Source organism: Paracoccus pacificus (genome assembly GCF_042680785.1).
GTDB lineage: Bacteria > Pseudomonadota > Alphaproteobacteria > Rhodobacterales > Rhodobacteraceae > Paracoccus > Paracoccus pacificus.
This window is the reverse complement of the sequence record NZ_JBHUEN010000003.1, coordinates 178,321-197,164: the sequence shown is the minus strand read 5'-3', so window position 1 is coordinate 197,164 and position 18,844 is coordinate 178,321. Positions and strand designations below refer to the sequence as shown.

15 protein-coding genes and 1 tRNA gene are annotated in these 18,844 nt (G+C 66.0%); 10 read left to right on the top strand and 6 right to left on the bottom strand.

The features are described from left to right. Positions 1-32: 32 nt before the first annotated feature. The 6 genes from galU (at position 33) to ACFSCT_RS01065 (ending at position 7,347) form a co-directional block, all read left to right on the top strand. Positions 33-926 (top strand): UTP--glucose-1-phosphate uridylyltransferase GalU, encoded by an 894-nt coding sequence (gene galU / locus ACFSCT_RS01090; RefSeq protein WP_379139457.1) that lies wholly within the window; start codon positions 33-35, stop codon positions 924-926. A 3-nt stretch (positions 927-929) separates the two neighbouring features. Next, on the top strand, positions 930-1,928 hold the full coding sequence (galE, locus tag ACFSCT_RS01085) for a UDP-glucose 4-epimerase GalE (RefSeq protein WP_379139456.1): 999 nt from the start codon (positions 930-932) through the stop codon (positions 1,926-1,928). Then, the gene (locus ACFSCT_RS01080) at positions 1,918-3,201 is read left to right on the top strand and encodes a glycosyltransferase family 4 protein (protein ID WP_379139455.1); all 1,284 of its coding nucleotides are present in this window, start codon (positions 1,918-1,920) and stop codon (positions 3,199-3,201) included. Before galE ends, ACFSCT_RS01080 begins: the two co-directional genes overlap by 11 nt. A 71-nt stretch (positions 3,202-3,272) precedes the next feature. Next, entirely contained in the window at positions 3,273-4,259 is a 987-nt protein-coding gene (locus ACFSCT_RS01075) for a glycosyltransferase family 2 protein (protein WP_379139454.1), read from the top strand. Positions 4,260-4,264: 5 nt separating this feature from the next. Continuing rightward, positions 4,265-5,962 carry a DUF5927 domain-containing protein gene (locus ACFSCT_RS01070; RefSeq protein ID WP_379139476.1) on the top strand — a complete coding sequence of 566 codons (1,698 nt, stop codon included), beginning with the start codon at positions 4,265-4,267 and terminating at the stop codon, positions 5,960-5,962. Then, the gene (locus ACFSCT_RS01065; protein ID WP_379139453.1) at positions 5,959-7,347 is read left to right on the top strand and encodes a sulfotransferase family 2 domain-containing protein; all 1,389 of its coding nucleotides are present in this window, start codon (positions 5,959-5,961) and stop codon (positions 7,345-7,347) included. The genes ACFSCT_RS01070 and ACFSCT_RS01065 overlap by 4 nt, the downstream gene beginning before the upstream one ends. Here the strand turns inward: ACFSCT_RS01065 and ACFSCT_RS01060 are convergent. Both ACFSCT_RS01060 and cls read right to left on the bottom strand, forming a co-directional pair. Next, the gene (locus ACFSCT_RS01060; protein WP_379139452.1) at positions 7,332-7,664 is read right to left on the bottom strand and encodes a 4a-hydroxytetrahydrobiopterin dehydratase; all 333 of its coding nucleotides are present in this window, start codon (positions 7,662-7,664) and stop codon (positions 7,332-7,334) included. The genes ACFSCT_RS01065 and ACFSCT_RS01060 overlap by 16 nt on opposite strands. Positions 7,665-7,725: 61 nt before the next feature. After that, positions 7,726-9,153, bottom strand: coding sequence for a cardiolipin synthase (gene cls, locus ACFSCT_RS01055; protein ID WP_379139451.1), 1,428 nt, complete (start codon positions 9,151-9,153; stop codon positions 7,726-7,728). Positions 9,154-9,240: 87 nt separating this feature from the next. On the opposite strand from cls, the gene accD reads away from it, so the two are divergent. Next, entirely contained in the window at positions 9,241-10,155 is a 915-nt protein-coding gene (gene accD / locus ACFSCT_RS01050) for an acetyl-CoA carboxylase, carboxyltransferase subunit beta (protein WP_379139450.1), read from the top strand. 256 nt (positions 10,156-10,411) lie between these two features. Then, a complete protein-coding gene (locus ACFSCT_RS01045; RefSeq protein ID WP_465263165.1) occupies positions 10,412-11,920 on the top strand; it encodes a catalase in 1,509 nt (502 codons plus the stop codon). 466 nt (positions 11,921-12,386) lie between these two features. Here the strand turns inward: ACFSCT_RS01045 and ACFSCT_RS01040 are convergent. From ACFSCT_RS01040 to ACFSCT_RS01025, 4 genes are all read right to left on the bottom strand, one after another. Beyond that, positions 12,387-12,462, bottom strand: a tRNA-Thr gene (locus ACFSCT_RS01040). 147 nt (positions 12,463-12,609) lie between these two features. Next, a complete protein-coding gene (locus ACFSCT_RS01035) occupies positions 12,610-14,331 on the bottom strand; it encodes a heme biosynthesis protein HemY (RefSeq protein WP_379139448.1) in 1,722 nt (573 codons plus the stop codon). Positions 14,332-14,341: 10 nt separating this feature from the next. Then, positions 14,342-15,877 carry a COG4223 family protein gene (locus ACFSCT_RS01030; protein ID WP_379139447.1) on the bottom strand — a complete coding sequence of 512 codons (1,536 nt, stop codon included), beginning with the start codon at positions 15,875-15,877 and terminating at the stop codon, positions 14,342-14,344. Between the two features lie 112 nt (positions 15,878-15,989). After that, a complete protein-coding gene (locus ACFSCT_RS01025; RefSeq protein WP_379139446.1) occupies positions 15,990-16,709 on the bottom strand; it encodes a uroporphyrinogen-III synthase in 720 nt (239 codons plus the stop codon). Positions 16,710-16,806: 97 nt separating this feature from the next. Here ACFSCT_RS01025 and tsaD point away from each other — a divergent pair, with 97 nt between their 5' ends. Together tsaD and ACFSCT_RS01015 are read left to right on the top strand one after the other, a co-directional pair. Then, positions 16,807-17,892 carry a tRNA (adenosine(37)-N6)-threonylcarbamoyltransferase complex transferase subunit TsaD gene (gene tsaD, locus ACFSCT_RS01020; RefSeq protein WP_379139475.1) on the top strand — a complete coding sequence of 362 codons (1,086 nt, stop codon included), beginning with the start codon at positions 16,807-16,809 and terminating at the stop codon, positions 17,890-17,892. After that, positions 17,889-18,842: an NAD(P)H-dependent glycerol-3-phosphate dehydrogenase gene (locus ACFSCT_RS01015; RefSeq protein ID WP_379139445.1), complete on the top strand. Its 954-nt coding sequence runs from the start codon at positions 17,889-17,891 to the stop codon at positions 18,840-18,842. Before tsaD ends, ACFSCT_RS01015 begins: the two co-directional genes overlap by 4 nt. Positions 18,843-18,844 lie beyond the last annotated feature (2 nt).

The following is an 18,844-nucleotide window of genomic DNA, read 5'->3' as shown; positions in this document are numbered from 1 at the left end:
TCGTCAGTGCCGATTCTAAAAGGAGTTCGCTCATGAATCCGAAGGTCACGAAAGCCATCTTCCCTGTCGCTGGCCTGGGGACCCGGTTTCTTCCTGCCACCAAGAGCATCCCGAAAGAGATCATGACGCTGGTTGACCGGCCGCTTATCCAATACGCCATCGACGAGGCGCGGGCCGCCGGGATCAAGGAATTCATCTTTGTCACCTCGCGCGGCAAGGGCGCGCTTGAGGATTATTTCGACCACGCGCACGAGCTTGAGGCGACGCTGCGCAGCTCGGGCAAATCCCAGTTGCTGGAGGTGCTGCGGCACACCAACATGGAATCGGGTGCCATCGCCTATATCCGCCAGCACAAGGCGCTTGGCCTGGGTCATGCGGTATGGTGCGCGCGCCGGCTGGTCGGGGATGAGGCGTTTGCCGTCATCCTGACCGATGACGTCATTCAGGGCGACGTGCCCTGTCTGCAACAGATGATCGAGGCGCATGCCGAAACCGGCGGCTCGATGGTTGCCGCGATGGAGGTTCCGGCCGACAAGGCATCCGCCTATGGCGTGATCGACGTTGAAGAGGATATGGGGTCCATCGTCTCGATCAAGGGCATGGTGGAAAAGCCGCGCGCCGGAACCGCGCCGTCGAATCTGGCGGTTATCGGGCGCTATATCCTTGCGCCGACGGTGATGCAGAACCTGCACAAGCTGCGCACCGGCTCGGGCGGGGAAATCCAGTTGACCGACGCCATCGCCGATGAGATCGAGGAAGGCCGCAAGGTCTTTGGCCTGCGTTTCCGCGGCCAGCGTTTCGACTGCGGCTCCAAGGCGGGCTTTTTGCAGGCGACCGTTGCCTTTGGTCTGGCGCGCCCGGATCTGCGCGACGAATTCGCCGGCTATCTGTCCGAGCTTGTGGCTTTGCGCAAGGCGGCCGAATAATTCATGGCCGACCAGACCGCGAAGCACGTCCTTGTCACCGGGGGTGCGGGCTATATCGGCGCGCATGCCTGCAAGGCGCTGGCGCAGGCCGGGTTTATCCCGGTCTGCTATGACAGCCTGATCACCGGCTGGCGCGACGCGGTCAAATTCGGTCCGTTCGAGCAGGGCGATCTGATGGACCGGGCGCGGCTGGATGCGGTCTTTGCCCGCTGGAATCCGGTCGCGGTGATGCATTTCGCGGCGCTGAGCCAGGTCGGCGAGGCGATGCAGCAGCCGGGCAAGTACTGGCGCGGAAATGTCTGCGCGAGCCTTAACCTGATCGAGGCGGCGGTGGCGGCGGGTTGCCTCGACTTCGTCTTTTCGTCGACCTGCGCGACTTACGGCGATCATGACGGGGTGGTGCTGGACGAAAACACCCCCCAGCATCCGCTGAACGCCTATGGCGCCAGCAAGCGCGCGATCGAGGATATGCTGCGCGATTTCGGCGCCGCCTATGGGTTGCGCGCGGTCATCTTCCGCTATTTCAACGTCGCAGGCGCCGATCCCGATGGCGAGATCGGCGAGTTTCACCAGCCCGAAACCCATCTGATCCCGCTGATCCTTGACGCCATCGACGGCAAGCGCGACGCCCTGACCATTCACGGCACCGACTATCCGACGCCGGACGGCACCTGCATCCGCGATTATGTCCATGTCATGGATCTGGTGGATGCGCATGTTCTGGGGCTGCGCTGGCTGAAGGACGGCAAGGGTTCGGCCGTGTTCTGCCTTGGCACCGGCGCGGGCTTTTCGGTGCGCGAGGTGATCGACCATTCCCGCCATGTCACCAACCGCCCCGTCCCGGTGATCGAGGGGCCGCGCCGCGCCGGCGACGCCGTGCGCCTTGTTTCCGGCAGCGAGGCCGCGCGGCGCGATCTTGGCTGGCAGCCCACACGATCGACCCTGAAACAGATGGTCGGCGATGCCTGGCGCTGGCATCAGAACGGCGGTTATGGCGGCTAGGGCCAGTCCTTGGCTTCTGGACATCTCGCGTCTGGTGTCGCGCATCGGCACCGGCCCGCTGACCGGTATCGACCGGATCGAAGCCGCGTGGCTGCGCCATCTTGCCGAGGCCCGGACCCGCGACGCCGAGGTGCTGTTTCTGTTGTGCCGCAGCGATACGGGCCAGCTTTTGCTGCCGGGCGAACTGGCGGGGCGGGTGCTCGACTGGGCGGGCGGGGACCGGCGCGGTTTGGCGCAACGCCCGGGCTGGCGGGACCGGCTGCGCGGCCCGGTCGCGGAACGGCACCGGGCGCTGGCGGCGCTGCGCCCGCATGCGATTGGCATCAGCCTTTTGTCGGGCGGCCCGTTTCACTGGCTGGCCCGCAAGATCCGTCGCGCCCTGCCGCAGGGGGGCACCTATCTGAACCTCGGCCACGCCAATCTTGATCCCCGGCTTGCCGCGACGCTGGCGCAGGTGCCGGGGCTGCGGCGGGTGGTGATGATCCACGACACGATCCCGCTGGATCACCCCCAATATGCCCGCCGCAATCAACCCGCCGCACATCGCCGGCGATTGGGCACGGCGATGGGTTCGGATCTGATCCTGACGGTCTCGCAGGATTCGGGGGCCCGTATCCGGCATTGGGCGGAACGGTTCGGCATGCCCGCGACCGCGCCGGTGGTGGTGACGCCGCCGGGCATCGCCGTCGATGCCTCCGCCGTGCCGCAGCTTCCCGACGGCATCCCGACCGACCGGCCGTTTTTCGTCACCCTCGGCACCATCGAGCCGCGCAAGAACCATGCGCTTTTATTGGACGTGTGGGAGGAACTGGCCCGCAGACTGCCCGCCGGCCAGATCCCGCGCCTGCTGATCCTCGGCCGCCGCGGCTGGATGAACGAGACCGTTTTTGCCCGCCTCGACGCCCTGCCGGACGGCTCGCCCGTCATGGAACTGCCCGGTTTGCCCGACACCGCCGTGACCGCCATTCTGGCGCGCGCGCATGGGTTGTTGATGCCCTCGCATGCCGAGGGCTTCGGCCTGCCGCTGGCCGAGGCGGCGGCACTTGGCACGCCGGTGCTGGCCTCCCCCCTGCCGGTGGTGCGCGAGGTGCTGGGGGATACTGCGGTCATACTGCCGCCCGACGAACCGGCGGCATGGGCCAAGGCGATCGCCGGCCTTTCGATAGGCCCGCGCAGGGCGATGCCGGTGCCTGAATTGCCCGGCTGGCCCGCCCATTTCGCCCGCGCACGGCAGGCGATAGGCGGACTCGCCCCGGCGAAAACTTTTGATTAAGTTCGACCGGATAATTTGCGGATGGAACCGACAGGGAATCAGCAGTGAAACGGTGGCTCAGACGCATTCGGATGAGAACGCTGCGGCATTACTATATCGGCCGCGCCATCCGCCGCAGCCGGCAACTCCGGCCGCTGGTTAACCGCACCGCCGCGATCCGCCCCGACGCCATTCTGGTTTTCGTCACCCAACGGAATGAGCGGGTGCGCCTGCCCTATTTCCTCGACTACTACCGGCGCATGGGCGTCGACCATTTTCTGTTCGTCGACAATGGGTCCGACGACGGCAGTCAGGAATATCTGCGCATGCAAGGCGATGTGTCGCTTTGGCACACCAGCCACAGCTATAAATCGTCGCGCTTCGGCATGGATTGGATGAACGGGCTGCTGTTCCGCTATGGCGCCGGGCATTGGTGCCTGACCGTCGATCCTGACGAGTTTCTGGTTTATCCGCATCACGACAGCCGGCCGTTGCGGGCGCTGACCGACTGGCTGGATGCATCGGCGAACCGGTCGTTTTCGGCCATGCTTCTGGATATGTATCCGCGCGGCAGTATCGAAAGCGCCGCCTATGTCGAAGGTCAGGACCCGTTCGAGGTCGCGCGCTGGTTCGACCCGGCCAATTACACGATCAACAAGAATTCCGGCTATGGCAACCTGTGGATTCAGGGCGGTCCCCGGGCGCGCAGCTTTTTCCCCGACACGCCGCGCCGCGCCCCGGCGCTGAACAAGACGCCGCTGGTCTTCTGGCAGCGGCACTATGCCTATGTCAGCTCGACCCACTCGCTTTTGCCGCGCGCGCTTAATCTGGTATATGAGGAAGACGGCGGCGAAAAAGCCTCGGGCGTGCTGATGCACGCGAAATTCCTGAACACCTTCGTCACCAAATCGACCGAAGAGCTTCAGCGTGGTCAGCATTACGCCGACAGCCACGAATATCTGGCCTATTCCGCCGGGTTGCAGAATGACACCAATCTTTGGTGCCCGGAATCGAAGGAATATGTCGACTGGCGGCAGATCGAGGATCTGGGCCTGATTTCCAAGGGTAACTGGGCGTGAACGTGATGCCTGCGGAAACCGTCGCCGCGACCCGGCTGGGCGTCGTGTTCATGTGCCACGACGCCCCCGAACAGGCCGCCCGGCGCGCGCGGATCTGGGCCGAGGGCGGCGCCGCGGTGGTCGTCCACGCCGACAAGAAGATGTCCCACAAGGATACCGTGGGGATGGAGGCGGCGCTGGCCGATCTGCCCGACCTGTCCTTCTGCGCCCGCACCAATTGCGCCTGGGGCACCTGGTCGCTGGTCGAGGCGACGCTGACCGGGGTCGAGCAGCTTTTGCGCCTGCACCCGGATGTGACGAACGTCCTGCTCGCCTCGGGCGCCTGCCTGCCGCTGCGGCCGGTAGCGGAACTGACCGCCTATCTGGAACGTCATCGCGACGTCGATTTCATCGAAAGCACCACGGTCGCCGATGTCGGCTGGACCATCGGCGGCCTGCATGACGAGCGGTTCAGCATGTATTTCCCCTTCAAATGGAAGCGGAACCGCTGGCTGTTCGACCGCTGGACCGCGATCCAGCGCCGGTTGAAGGTCGATCGCCACAGACCCGAAGGCATCGCTCCCCATATCGGATCACAGTGGTGGTGTCTGTCGCGCCGCACGCTGGAGGCGATCCTGACGGATCCCCGCCGGGCCGAGTTCGACCGCTATTTCCGTATGGTCTGGATCCCCGACGAATCCTATTTCCAGACCCTGTCACGGCGCCACTCGCATCGTGTCGAAAGCCGCAGCCTGACGCTTGCGAAATTCGACCAGCAGGGCAAGCCCTATACGTTCTATGACGATCACGCCGAGATTCTTCAGGAATCGCGCTGCTTCATCGCCCGCAAGATCTGGCCCCGGGCGGAACGGCTGAATGCGCTTTTCCCCCAGCCCGTGCGGGGCAACGACCCAGCGGCCGAACCCGATCCGGCGCGCATCGACCGGATCATCAATCAGGCGGTGCTGCGCCGCACGATCGGCCGGCCGGGCCTTTACATGCAAAGCCGGTTCCCGGCCAAGGACCGCGAAAACGGCAAGACCTCGAACCGTTATGTGCTGTTGCAGGGCTTCACCGACCTGTTCCCGGACTTCGAGGGCTGGTTGCAGGATCGGGTCGGCATGCGGGTCCACGGTCATCTTTTCGCGCCGGGCGGGGCCGAATTCGCCGGCCGGGTCAAGATCGGTCCGGGCGCGCTTTCCAGCTCGGCGGCGGTGCGCGACTATGACCCGCAGGGGTTTCTGACCAGCCTGATCCGCAGCAGCGGCGACACGCCCCAGCTATTCCAGTTCAGCCCCCGCGACACGCAGGCGCTGAACTGGTTCATGACGACCGACAACAACGCCCGCATCGCCGTCATCACCGGCGCTTGGGCCGTCCCGCTTTTGCATTCCGACATGCCCTTCGACGACGTGCGCCATATCGCGGGGATTCTGCAGCGCCGGGAAAAGACACAGGTCGACATCCTGCGCTCGGTCTGGGCCAAGGCAACCATCAGCATTTGGGAACTGGCCGATTTCGTCGCCCGGCCCGAGCCGATCCTGCGCGATCTGCTGACCGAGCTTTCCCTGCGCGTGGAAGAATATGATCTTGTCTTGCCGCCGATGCGCGACATGGCCGGCTTTGCCGATTTTCTGCAACGCCTGCGCAATGCCGGCCTGCAACCGTTGATGATGGGCCAGTTTTCGGCCGAAGCGCAGCATGATGAAGGGGCCGCCGGATGAGTTTCACAAGTTTCGTCATGCTGGCCGGCATGCGCACCGGATCGAACCTGTTGGAGGCGACGCTGAACGCGGTCCCCGGCGTCACCTGCCATGGCGAGGCCTATAATCCCGCCTTCGTCGGCTATCCCAGACGCGACGACCTGCTTGGGGTGACGCTGGAACAGCGCGACGCCAAGCCCTTGCATCTGCTCAAGCTGATCCGGTCGCAGCCCGGGCTGAACGGGTTTCGTTATTTCAACGACCACGATCCGCGCATCCTGAAACCTTTGCTGGACGACCCGGATTGCGCCAAGATCGTGCTGACCCGCAATCCGGCCGAAAGCTATGTCTCCTTGGCGATCGCGCGGGCGACCGGGCAATGGAAACTGGGCGATGTGCGCCGCCGCAAACAGGCGACGGCCACCTTCGATGCCGGGCAGTTCGAAACCCATCTTGAAAAAACCCAGGCCTTTCAACTGGCGATCCTGCACGGGCTGCAAAGCCGGGGGCAGACCGCCTTTTATATCGACTATGAGGATCTGCACGATCCGGCGGTTCTGTCCGGTCTGATGCGCTGGCTGGGCCTGCCCGAGGCCGAGATTTCGCCCTCGGCCGAGCTGGTTCCGCAGAATCCGCAGGCGATGGCGGAAAAAGTCGGGAATTATGACGAGATGGCGCGCTCGCTGGCCCGGCTGGACCGGTTCAACCTGTCACGCACGCCGAATTTCGAGCCGCGCCGTGGCCCGGCCGTACCGTCGTTCCGGGCAAGCGATGCGGGTGCGGGGCTGATCTATATGCCGGTCCGGGGCGGCCCGGTGGATGGGGTGTCCGCATGGCTGGCGGATCTGGGGCCGGAAACCGTCGATTTCACGCAGAAAACGCTGCGCGAATGGAAAAAGGCGCGTAACGGCCACCGCAGCTTTACCGTGCTGCGCCATCCCTTGCTGCGGGGTTGGTCGGCCTTTTCGGCGCAGGTTCTGGACAAGACCAATGCCGAGCTGATCGCCTATCTGTCGCGCGGCGGCAAAGATCCCGGCGCGGATCCCATGTCCGGTTTCGCCGATTTTCTGGAATTCGTGCGCCAGACCCTGAACGGCCAGACCCCGTTCGCCGTCGATCCGTCATGGGCCAGCCAGACCGAAGTGATCGCCGGCTTCGCGCGCTTCGGCAGCCCCGACCACATCCTGCGGGAAGAGGAAATGGCCGAGGAACTGCCCCGGCTTGCAGCCGCCATCGGCATCACCAATGCCCCCGAGGTATCGACGCGCGCCGATTTCCCCGATGCGCTTTTGGCCGACAAGGCGCTGATGAAAGCCGCGCGGGCGGCATGGGCACGCGATTTTGTCGATTTCGGTTTCCCCGAATCGGTGGGCCGGCTGAAAAAGGCGCGTCAGGCGACGATCTGATCCAGCTTGGCCGCGCAGATGAAATCATTGCGGCTCAGCCCCTTGGCCTCGTGTGTGGTGAATGTCACCGTGCAATAGCCCCAGCCAAAGCAGATATCGGGGTGATGGCCATTCTTGTCGCCCACCCATGCCGCAAGGTTCGCCATCTGGACCGCCTTGGCAAAACCCTTGGATTCGAACCGGCGGCTGATCGCGGTGGCGTCCTCGGACAGCAGCCAGTCGTCCAGCTCGCTGATCAAAAGCTCGGCCTCGGCCCGGTCAAGGGCGCCGGTGCCGCTTTTGCAGGGTTCACATGTGCTGTCGGCAAGTGCGGTCATGATCCGATCCCCCTCTGGGTGTGGTCGGGATATAACGCCGGCCGCTCGGCGCCGTTCCGGGCTAAAGCAGCGGCGATGCCAGCGCCAGCAGGTTGTTGCGTATCCGCTTCCACGCCGGGGCCGAGCGGATTTCGCCCGATGTCAGTTCGCGCGCGCGCGATATATAGCTGGCCTGCCGCGCGTCGATCTTGGCAACCAGCGGCTGATCCAGAAACAGCAGGTTCATTTCGTAATTCAGCTCAAAACTGCGCCGGTCCAGATTTGCCGAGCCGATCATCGCCATATGCCCGTCGACGGTGACGATCTTGGAATGAAGCAGCCCCGGACGGAACAGCATGATCCGAACCCCGGCCGAGATCAGCCCGGCACAGAAACCGACGCTGGTGGCGCTGACGATGAAGGAATCGTTCCGCTCGGGCAGGATCATGGTGACTTTGACGCCACGCCGGGCGGCGCTGCGGATCGCCGTGTCCAGCGCCGCATCCGGGACGTAATAAGGCGTCGAGATCGTGCAGCTTTCCTGAGCCGCATAGATCAGCGTGCACAGGCAATCGGCGATCGAACCCTGACGCCGGTCCGGCCCCGTCGCCACCACCTGCGCGATGACATGCTGGTCGTTCCCGGCCGGGACGAACTCCAGCATCGCGCCCAGATCCTCGCCGGTATAGCTCATCCAGTCCTGCAGAAAGATCGCCTGCATCTGGCGGAGAACCGGGCCTTCGATCTGGAACAGCACGTCGATCCACGGCGCGAAACGCGGCTTTGCGCTGAAGGCGATGTCGGAGCAATTGCGGCTTCCGGTAAAGCCGACCCGGTTGTCGATGATCGCGATCTTGCGGTGATTGCGCAGGTCCAGGCGCTGAAAAATCATGCTGTAAAGCGGATTTCCCCAAGGGAACGCGGTTCGGCCGTGGATGCCGGCCTCCAGCATCCGGCCCCACCAGAACGATCGCACGAATGTCCGCGACCCCAGCGCATCGACGATCACCCGCACCGTCACCCCGCGCCGGGCGGCGCGAATGGCGGCCTCGGCCACGCGGGCGCCCGAATTGTCGGGCAACCAGATGTAGAACAGCAGATGCACATGCTCGGTCGCGCCGTCGATCGCCGTCACCAGCGCGTCGATGGCGCTGTCATCCTCGGGCAAAAGGATGGCGCTGTTCCCCCCGACCGCGCGGAAACCGCCGGTCGCGTAGTTCGCGTCAACGACCTGCCGGGCGAAATCGGGCGGCGTTTCGATCATGAACGGACTGGGGCGCCACAGGCCCGAAAGCCGTTCGCGCACGTCGGCCATGCGCTGAACCTCGGCCCGGCGCATCCGGATCTCGCCGAACAGCAGATAGCCGAGGATGCCGACCAGCGGCAGCACCTCGATGATCAGGATCCAGACCAGCCGCGTCGTCGGCTCCATCCGCGGGCGCAGCAGCACCCGCAGCACGACCAGCGTGGCGGCGATATAGTGAATGACGATCAGCGCGGTTCCCATCATTGGCGAAGTGAAGCCTACCGGCAGCGGAATTGCAATTCGGCGTCGCGCGGCCTATCTGGACGGGACACGTCCGCGAAAGGTCGCCTGATGAACTGGATCACCAACTATGTCCGCCCGCGTATCAATTCGCTGTTCTCGCGCCGCGAAGTGCCCGAAAACCTGTGGACCAAATGCCCCGAATGCGGAACCATGCTGTTCCATCGTGAGCTTGCCGAGAATCTGAACGTCTGCACAAGCTGCGACCATCACCTGCAGATCACGCCGCGCGACCGCTTCAAGGCGCTGTTCGACGGCGGTGTCTATACCGAGATCAAGGTGCCGGAACCGCTGGCGGACCCGCTGCAGTTCCGCGACCAGAAAAAATATCCCGAACGCATGAAGGCCGCGCAAAAGGCCACCGGCGAGAAAGAGGCCATGCTGGTCGCCGAGGGCGAGATGGGCCGCACCCCGATCGTCGCCGTGGCGCAGGATTTCAGCTTCATGGGCGGCTCCATGGGCATGTATGTGGGCAACGCGATCATCGCCGCCGCTGAACGCGCCGTGGCGTTGAAACGGCCGCTGGTGCTGTTTTCGGCGGCCGGTGGCGCGCGGATGCAGGAAGGCATCCTGTCGCTGATGCAGATGCCCCGCACCACAGTCGCGGTCGAGATGCTGCGCGAGGCGCATCTGCCCTATATCGTCGTTCTGACCCATCCGACCACCGGCGGGGTCACGGCAAGCTATGCCATGCTGGGCGACGTCCAGATCGCCGAGCCGAATGCGCTGATCTGCTTCGCCGGTCCGCGCGTCATCGAGCAGACCATCCGCGAAAAACTGCCCGAGGGCTTCCAGCGCGCCGAATACCTGCTGGAACACGGCATGCTGGACCGGGTGACGCATCGCAAGGATCTCAAGCAGGAACTGGTCCGGGTGCTGCGCATGCTGACCCGCCAGTCCCCGCCGGTCGCGGGCGATCTGCCCGCGCCGAAGCCGGTCGAGCCGCAACCGGCGCCGGCCACCTGATCCCGGCCGGACGCGACGATCGGGGCAAGTGCCGCGACCTTTGTCGCAAGCCTTTTTCGGGCGCTTTTTTGGACGATCCGCGACCTGTGACCCTCTGCGCGGTTGTCATCGCGGACCTGTCTGTTAGGCTGTCGGCAGCACGGGCGAAAGGCGCCCGGCGTCGGACTGCCTGACCGCGTCCGACTTTCCCTCTATTGCCACTTTCGGCCCGCGGCCTCTGTGCTGCGGAGCCAGCAAGCAGCTAGCGGAGTATATGATGGATACGAAGAAAACCGGCTCTTTGGGGGCATCGCAATTCCCCTCGACCACGACCTCGGGCGCGCCTGCCCACAGCGACCGGAATTCACTGACGATCGGCGCAGACGGTCCGGTTCTGCTGCATGATGTGCAGTTTCTTGAACAGATGGCCCATTTCAACCGTGAAAAGACCATCGAGCGGCAGCCGCACGCCAAGGGCGGCGGCGCCTTCGGGACCTTCGAGACCACCGAGGACGTGTCAGCCTATACCAAGGCGGCGCTGTTCCAGCGCGGCACCCAGACCGAGATGCTGGCGCGATTCTCGACCGTCGCGGGCGAACAGGGCAGCCCCGACACATGGCGCGACGTGCGCGGCTTTTCGCTGCGGTTCTACACGGATGAGGGCAATTACGATCTGGTCGGCAACAACACCCCGATCTTCTTCGTGCGCGACCCGATGAAATTCCCCCACTTCATCCGCAGCCAGAAGCGTCTGCCCGACCGCGGGCTGCGCGACAATAACATGCAATGGGATTTCTGGACCAATAACCCCGAATCAGCGCATCAGGTCACCTATCTGATGGGTGTGCGCGGCCTGCCGCGCAGCTGGCGGCACATGAACGGCTATGGCTCGCACACCTATATGTGGGTGAACGAGGCCGGCGAACGCTTCTGGGTCAAATACCACTTCCATACCCAGCAGGGGATGGAGTTCCTGACGAATGCCGAGGCGGCCGAGATCGCCGGCGCGGATGCCGATTATCACCGCCGCGACCTGTTCGAGGCGATCGAGCGCGGCGAGCATCCGCAGTGGATCATGTCGGTTCAGATCATGCCCTATGCCGACGCCAAGACCTATCGGATCAACCCGTTCGACCTGACCAAGATCTGGCCGCATGCGGATTATCCGCTGATCAAGGTCGGCACCATGACCCTGAACCGCAACCCCGAAAACTTCTTTGCCCAGATCGAACAGGCGGCGTTCTCGCCGGGCAACACTGTTCCGGGCATCGGGCTGTCGCCGGACAAGATGCTGCTGGGCCGGGCATTCGCCTATAACGATGCGCAGCGGAACCGGATCGGCGCGAATTTTCATCAACTGCCGGTGAACCAGCCGAAAGTGCCGGTGAACACCTATATGATGGACGGCCCGATGGCCTATCACCACACGGGCAATGCGCCGGTATATGTGCCGAACAGCTATGGCCGCACCTGGTCGGACGAAACCGGGCCGGTGGCGAACGGCTGGGAAGCGGATGGCGAGATGGTGCGCAGCGCCTATAATCTGCGCGCCGATGACGATGATTTCTCGCAGCCCGGCACGCTGGTCCGCGACGTTTTCAACGATCAGGAGCGTCAGGCGCTGGTCGATCAGGTCGCGGACATGTTAACCGCCGGTGTGCGCGAACCGGTGCTGAGCCGGGCGTTCGAATATTGGGACAATATCGACCCCGATGTCGGACGCCGGATCCGCGAAAAGGTGCAGGGTGTCAGCGCCGCCGCGCCCAGCATGGCCGATGCGAAATAGAAAGAACGTGAATTAGGAAAAAATCGGCCGGACGGTCACCGCATCACCAAGGACCGTCCGGCCTGTACGAACGAGTTGAAGACGTCGTTCAACCGTCATGTTAGCATGGCTACCGTAATCCGAAAGCGAATTCTGAACGATCCGGTACAAGTTCTGTTGAAAACCGGCAGCGGCTGAGCCGGCCATATCGTTGCGGCGCCGGTGCCGCACCCCCGCGGGGTCAGGTTCGGCAAAGCGCCCGCCGCGACAATCGGCCACGCGGCATCGCCGGGATCAACGGCAAAAATGCACCCGGCTTCTCGCGGCGGCTTGGCCGTCTGGCGTTTTCGGCGAAAAGCTGGTCGGAGTGCTGCATTCAGGGGAATATTGCAGCGGTCATGGCCGCTCACCCCAGCATCTCAGCGCCGGACGGACCGAAAGGCGTGCATCGCGGATTTTCAGCAATTCTGGCTGCCGGACCGCAGCCTGGTGCCGGTGAAGGGACTCGAACCCCCGACCCCATCATTACGAATGACGTGCTCTACCAGCTGAGCTACACCGGCATCTGCGAACGCCGCCATCACGGGCAGCGCGGCATCTGGTATTCCGCCCCTTGGCGGAGCCAGCGCCGGATAACACCATCCGGCGCGGGTGAAAAGGCCAAATTTGACCATGTCGTAAGGGGAAGGCCGCAGCGGCCCCGGCGCCAGTCACAGACGCGAAGGCCCCTCATCGGGATCAATGGGTTCCACATCGGGGCGGACCGGATGCGGGCCGGATTCGATCACCTCGCGCGGCCGCTCGACCCGGCGCGTGCGCGCATTGCCTTCCGCCGGCGCGCCAACCGCGTCGTCCGGGGTGCGGACGGTGCTTGAAGGCTCGTAATCCGGCTGCTTCCCCTGCGGGCTTGATGAGGGCGCAACCACGTCCGGGGCCTTGGTGGCGGGGCGCATCGGCTCGGGCGGGGTGATGTCGATCGGGCCCTTCCGGGGCGGTTCGGCCACCACCTCTTCCTCGATCTCCAGCTCGGTCACCGCCGGGCGCGCGGGCGTCCCGACGATCAGCGGCAGCACCTCGGCGCCGTTCCCGGTCGTCCCCACGCCCAGCGACGGCTGTTCCGGCTCGCGCCAGGTCAGCGTGTCGAAACCGCCGCAATTGTCGCAGACCGGCGCCCAGTCGGCCATGATGTTGTGGCACTTGTCGCAGACCCATTGCGGCCCGCGCGAGGCGGTCAGCGCACGCGCCAGCCAGCCGCGCACCACCGCGTCATCCGATCCCTCGCCACGCTCGATCGCCGCCATGATCGACAGCGACCGCACGGTCGGATGGGTCTGGGCCAGATCGCCAAGCGCACGCCGCGCCGCCGGAAAATCCTCGGCGGTAAGGGCCAGTTCGGCGCGCAGCAGATGGGTTTCCTCGTCATCGGGGTTCTTCGACATCAGCGCCTCGAACCGCTTGAGCCGCTGGGCCGGGGTTTCCTCGGGCACGATCTCGGCATAGGCCGCCGCCACCGCCGGATGCGGCCGCACCGACCATGTCTTTTGCAAGACCCGCGCCGCGTTACGGAAATCCTTCTGCGCGATATAGCTGCGCGCGGCCAGAACCGCGGCCGGGATCAGATCGGGACTGGCGCGGTTGGCCGAGATCGCGGCCTCGCGCGCGCTGATCGAGTTGCCATGCGCCAGCACCTCTTTCGCCTCTTGCAGCGCCAAAACGGCGTCGCGGCGCAGGTGCACATCCTGCGGCAAGGCGCCCTGCTTGCGCTTGTCCTTCAGGATCGCGCGGGCGCCCTTCCAATCGCCCTGCCCGGTCTGCAACGCAAGCAGCGTGTCCTGCACCTCGGCATGGCGCGGCTTCAGCGCATAGGCTTTTTCGGCAAGCTTGAGCGCGGTTGCGGTATCGCCCTCGGCCAGTTTCTGACGCATCAGCCCGCGGACGCCGACAAAGCGGGTGCGGTCGTCGGCCAGCAGGCGGCGATAGACGGTGTTCGCCGTCGCGGCGTCGCCTGCGACCTCGGCCGCCTGCGCCGCCAGCAGATCGGTGACATGGGGCCGGTCCAGCAGTTTGGCCGCCCGTGCCGCCTTTTCCTGCGCCAGCTTGCCCTCGCCCGAAGCGACGGCCAGCATCCCTTCGGACAGCGCCTCATAGCCCTTGCGCTCGCGCGAGCGGGCGAAATAGCGGCTGATCGCGGTCTGGTCGCCCATCAGGAACCGCAGAAACGCAACCGCAAGACCAAGCAGCTTGGCGATAAGCCAGACGGCGATGAACAAAAGAACGATCGCCACGAAGGTCTGAATCGGACCCAGAACATATTCCTTGCCGCCAAAGGCCAGATAAAGCGCATCGCCGGTTTCGGACAGCCGCACGGCGAAAAGCGTCAGCGCCAGCACGACCGCGAAGAAGAACAGGATCTTCAGGATAGACAGGATCATCTGGCGTCCTTCACTTCAGCTCGGCGCCAAGCTGCGCAACGGCTGTATTCGCACCGACCCACGCCTGGGCCATGGCAGTCCAATCGTTCATCGCATCTTGTCCGGCGGCCGGCAGCGTCTCGATCTCGTCCAGCGCGCCCTGAATCTCGCCGTTGCGCACGGCCTCGGCGGCGCGCGACAGCACCGCATCGGGGTCGGTGCCCTGTTGCGGTTCAAGCGAGCGGGCGCCGGTCTGGACGCGCAGGAAATTCCCCAGCCGCGTCCCGATCCCTTCATTCGCGCTGTCGGCCCGCAAGGATGCCGTCAGCCCGGCCCGCGCCGCCGCGTCAAAGGCGTCGTTCAGGTCGACAAGGCTGGGCGTGTCCGGCCCAAGCCCCTCCGGCACCGGAACACCGGCCGAGCCGAGTTCGGCCAGCGCAGCATCAAGCCCGTTGCCGGTCTCAAGCGCCGCCTGCAACAGCGCCAGCGCCGCGGCACCCCGCGCCCGGCGTCCGGTTTCGGCCGCGTCAGCCTGCAATTTCTGCGCCTCGGCCTGCGCGGCGGCCAGATCCTCGCGGGTTTTGCTGACGGCCGTATCCATCTGCTGCTGCAACTCGGCGGCTTTCTGCTGGACCGCGGCGTCAAGCTGGGCCGGATCGACGCCGGTTCCGGCGGGGCGGTCCTTCAGCGCCTGAATCTCCTGCGATTGACGATCGAGCGTCGTCTGCATCTGGGTCAGGGTCTGATCCAGCCCGTCCGGCGCGGCGCCGGCGGGCGCGGATTGCAGCGCTTTGATCGATTCGTCCAAGGCCGCGATTTGCTGCGCCTGCGCGTCCAGCGCGGCCTGCATGCCCTGATCGGGCGCAGCCGGTGCCGGAAGCGCCGCCAATGCCGATTTCACCGAGGCGTCCACCTGCGCCGAAATCTGTTCATCAAGACCGGGCGTACCGGCTCCACCCGGGCGCCACGATGGCGGCAGATGCGGAATCGCCCACCACGCCGCCGCCGCGCCGATCGCCGCCGCCGCGACCCCGCCCAGAAACACCGGCCAGAACCCGGTTCTTCTGACGGTGACCGGCGCGGGCTCAGGTTTCGAGTATGCGGCGCCGGGCGGGCTTGCCGGTCTGGAATCCGATGATCCGGTATCGGATGGTTTTGCATCGGCGGATTTGGACTCGACCGGCTTGGACTCGACCGGGCGGGCGGTCCCGCCGCTGGCCGCTGGACCGCCGAGCGTCGTGGCCGGTGTCGACGACGCGGCCGCGCTTGTCGGGCCGGCATTGCCCGGCTTGCCGAAAACTGCCCCCGTGTCCGCAGGCTTCGGTGCTTCCGGCTTCAACTCGACCGGCTTCGTGGTCGCCGGTTTCGCCGCCTCGGGCTTGGAACCCGTGGGCGTCCCGGTCGATGAGGCCAGTTTCGCATCGTCCTTCAGGATCAGCTTCGACGGGGCCGGATCCGATTCGGACAGGGTCGCGTTACCGCCCAGACTTACCTCGTTCGATTTCGCGGCTTCGGCCTCGGCCTTGTCGGACTTCGGCTTATTGGTGGTCGATTTCGGAGTTTTCACGGAATCCTGTCCCTTTAGAACCGGCGTCATGCGACCCGAAAGGACGCGACCGAGCCGTATGAACCTTTGGACCAATCTAGACGCCTGATCCCGTTGCCTCAACCCACGCCGATCAGCTTTGTTCCGTCCCCGCCCCGCCGTCCAGAAGCAATTCCAGCGCATCAAGCACCGCCCCGGCATCGGGCCTGACCGCGACCGCCAGCCGTGCGGCCTGACCGAACCCCGCCGCCGCCGAGGCGCTGATCGCCGCGACCCACGGTCGGGTCGTGCCGGCGGCCAGCCAGCCGGCCACGATTCGGGCGCTGAACGGCGAGAATACCGGCACCAGCAACGGACCGTGAAGCGAGGTGACCTCGGCCGGCGGCGGCAGGGGGCGCTGTTCATAGACGACCGCCGCGACGATCCGCAACTCGGGCAATAACGCGGCAAGATCCGCCGCACGCTGGCGCCCGTGCGGATAGAACAGAGGACCCGCGCCGGTATCACCCCTTCCATGCCGCTCCCGGATCAACCGGGCCAGCGCCGCCGCGTCACCCTTCGCCGAAATCGCCCGAAAGCCCGCCTGCGTTGCCGCCAGCGCGGTCTGATCGCCGACCGCATAAGCCAGCCGCCCCCGGCCCGGCCCGGCCCGCGCCGCCGCCTGCGGCGAGGTCAGGATGACCGCGCTTGCATCCTCCAGCGCCTGACGCGCGAAGCTGACGGGTTCCACGGCCAGGGCGGGCGCGCGTATCACCGGCCAGTCGGGCCCGAACCGGCGCGCGAACGCATCGGCAAAGCGGGTGGCGCCCGGCTCGGGCCGGGTCAGCAGCAGGGGCGGAGCGTTCCTTGTCATTCGCGGGCCAAAGTGGTTTCTGAGGGATGAAGAGTGACTTATACACCGGACCCCATCAAGCGGCACCCCGATGCCGCGCCTGCCCCGCCTTGGACCCATGACCGAAACCCTGACCTTTCTTGGCATCGAAAGCAGTTGCGACGACACCGCCGCCGCCGTGGTTCGGCTTGGCGCCGATGGTCGCGGCCAGATTCTGGCCTCGGTCGTCGCGGGTCAGACGGCGCTGCATGCCGATTTCGGCGGCGTCGTGCCCGAGATCGCCGCCCGCGCCCATGCCGAGCGGCTGGATGATTGCGTGCTTCAGGCATTGGCGCAGGCCGGGCTGTCCCTCAGCGCGCTGGACGGGGTGGCGGTCACCGCCGGTCCGGGGCTGATCGGCGGCGTCATGGCGGGGGTCATGTGCGCCAAGGGCATCGCGGTCGGTGCGGGGCTGCCCCTTGTCGGGGTCAACCATCTGGCCGGCCATGCGCTGACGCCGCGCCTGACCGACGATCTGGGCTATCCCTATCTGATGCTGCTGGTGTCGGGCGGCCATTGCCAGTTTCTCGGCGTTGACGGCCCCGAACAGTTCCGCCGTCTGGGCGGCACCATCGACGATGCCCCGGGCGAGGCGTTCGACAAGGTCGCCAAGATGCTGGCGCTGCCGCAGCCCGGCGGCCCGCAGGTCGAGGCCTGCGCCGCAGAGGGCGACGCCACCCGCTTTGCGCTGCCCCGGCCGCTTCTGGACCGGCCGGGCTGCGATATGTCGTTCTCGGGTCTGAAAACCGCCGTCCTGCGCCTGCGGGACGATCTGATGGCCGGAACGGACGCGCTGCACGCACAGGACCGCGCCGATCTGTGCGCCGGGTTTCAGGCCGCGGTGGCCGAGGTTCTGGCCGAAAAGTCGCGCCGTGCGCTGGCCATGCTGCCCGACGCCACGGGTCTTGCGGTGGCGGGCGGTGCGGCGGCGAACCGGACCATTCGTGCGGCGCTGGAGCAGGTCGCCGCCAAGGCCGGCACCCGCTTTGTCGCGCCGCCGCTGGCGCTGTGTACCGACAATGCCGCAATGATCGCCTGGGCGGGGATCGAGCGGTTCGGCACCGGTGCGCGCGACGGGATGGATCTGGCCGCACGACCGCGCTGGCCGCTGGACGGTCGCGCGCCGGCAATGCTGGGCGCGGGCAAACGGGGGGCAAAGGCATGACCTCGGGCGCGCCGATCGGCATTCTGGGCGCGGGCGCCTTTGGTGGCGCTTTGGCCGTGGCACTGGCCGCACGCGGCCCGGTTACGTTATGGGGGCGCGATCTGCGCCCCGGACAGCGCGCATTGCCGCGCCTGCGGGACGTGGATCTGCCGCCGGCCGTCACCACCACCGACCGGATCGAGGACGCGCTGGATGCGATCGTGCTTTTGGCGTTGCCGGCACAGGCGCTTTCCGGCTTTCTTTCCCAGCACGCCGCGCTTCTGGACGGCCGCGCGCTGGTCGCCTGCGCCAAGGGCATCGATCTGAACAGCGGCCTCGGCCCGGTCGAGGTGATCGCCGCCGCCTGCCCGAATGCGACACCCGCCGTCCTGACCGGCCCGTCATTCGCCCATGACATCGCCCGGGGGTTGCCGACCGCATTGACACTGGCCTGTGCCGATGAGGCGCAGGCGATCGCATTGCAGGCGGCGCTGTCGACGCCGGTGCTGCGGGTCTATCGCACCACCGATGTGATCGGCGCCGAACTGGGGGGGGCGCTGAAGAACGTCATCGCCATAGCCGCCGGTGCGGCCATCGGTGCCGGCTTTGGCGACAGCGCGCGGGCCGCGATCATCACCCGCGGCTTTGCCGAGATGACCCGCCTTGCGGTCAGCCGCGGCGCGCGCGCCGATACCCTGACCGGGCTTTCCGGTCTGGGCGATCTGGTCCTGACCTGCACATCCGAAGGCTCGCGCAATTTCCGCTTTGGCCTTGCGCTTGGCGCCGGTGAACCCTTTGACCCCGCGATCACCGTCGAAGGCGTCGCCACCGCCAGCGCCGCCGCCGCGCTTGCCCGGGCCGAGGGGCTTGATCTGCCCATCACCGCCGCCGTATCCGACCTGTGTCAGGGACGCGCCACCATCCAGACCGCGCTTGCCGCGCTTCTCGCCCGACCACTCAAGGAGGAATGACA

Excerpts from the sequence above, each read along its gene's own strand:
- galE (WP_379139456.1), top strand. The coding sequence starts at position 930 with ATGGCCGACCAGACCGCGAAGCACGTCCTTGTCACCGGGGGTGCGGGC.
- ACFSCT_RS01075 (WP_379139454.1), top strand. The coding sequence starts at position 3,273 with ATGAGAACGCTGCGGCATTACTATATCGGCCGCGCCATCCGCCGCAGC.
- ACFSCT_RS01065 (WP_379139453.1), top strand. The coding sequence starts at position 5,959 with ATGAGTTTCACAAGTTTCGTCATGCTGGCCGGCATGCGCACCGGATCG.
- ACFSCT_RS01015 (WP_379139445.1), top strand. The coding sequence starts at position 17,889 with ATGACCTCGGGCGCGCCGATCGGCATTCTGGGCGCGGGCGCCTTTGGT.
- ACFSCT_RS01025 (WP_379139446.1), bottom strand. The coding sequence starts at position 16,709 with ATGACAAGGAACGCTCCGCCCCTGCTGCTGACCCGGCCCGAGCCGGGC.
- ACFSCT_RS01080 (WP_379139455.1), top strand. The coding sequence starts at position 1,918 with ATGGCGGCTAGGGCCAGTCCTTGGCTTCTGGACATCTCGCGTCTGGTG.
- galU (WP_379139457.1), top strand. The coding sequence starts at position 33 with ATGAATCCGAAGGTCACGAAAGCCATCTTCCCTGTCGCTGGCCTGGGG.
- ACFSCT_RS01045 (WP_465263165.1), top strand. The coding sequence starts at position 10,412 with ATGGATACGAAGAAAACCGGCTCTTTGGGGGCATCGCAATTCCCCTCG.
- ACFSCT_RS01060 (WP_379139452.1), bottom strand. The coding sequence starts at position 7,664 with ATGACCGCACTTGCCGACAGCACATGTGAACCCTGCAAAAGCGGCACC.
- cls (WP_379139451.1), bottom strand. The coding sequence starts at position 9,153 with ATGATGGGAACCGCGCTGATCGTCATTCACTATATCGCCGCCACGCTG.
- ACFSCT_RS01070 (WP_379139476.1), top strand. The coding sequence starts at position 4,265 with ATGCCTGCGGAAACCGTCGCCGCGACCCGGCTGGGCGTCGTGTTCATG.
- ACFSCT_RS01035 (WP_379139448.1), bottom strand. The coding sequence starts at position 14,331 with ATGATCCTGTCTATCCTGAAGATCCTGTTCTTCTTCGCGGTCGTGCTG.
- accD (WP_379139450.1), top strand. The coding sequence starts at position 9,241 with ATGAACTGGATCACCAACTATGTCCGCCCGCGTATCAATTCGCTGTTC.
- tsaD (WP_379139475.1), top strand. The coding sequence starts at position 16,807 with ATGACCGAAACCCTGACCTTTCTTGGCATCGAAAGCAGTTGCGACGAC.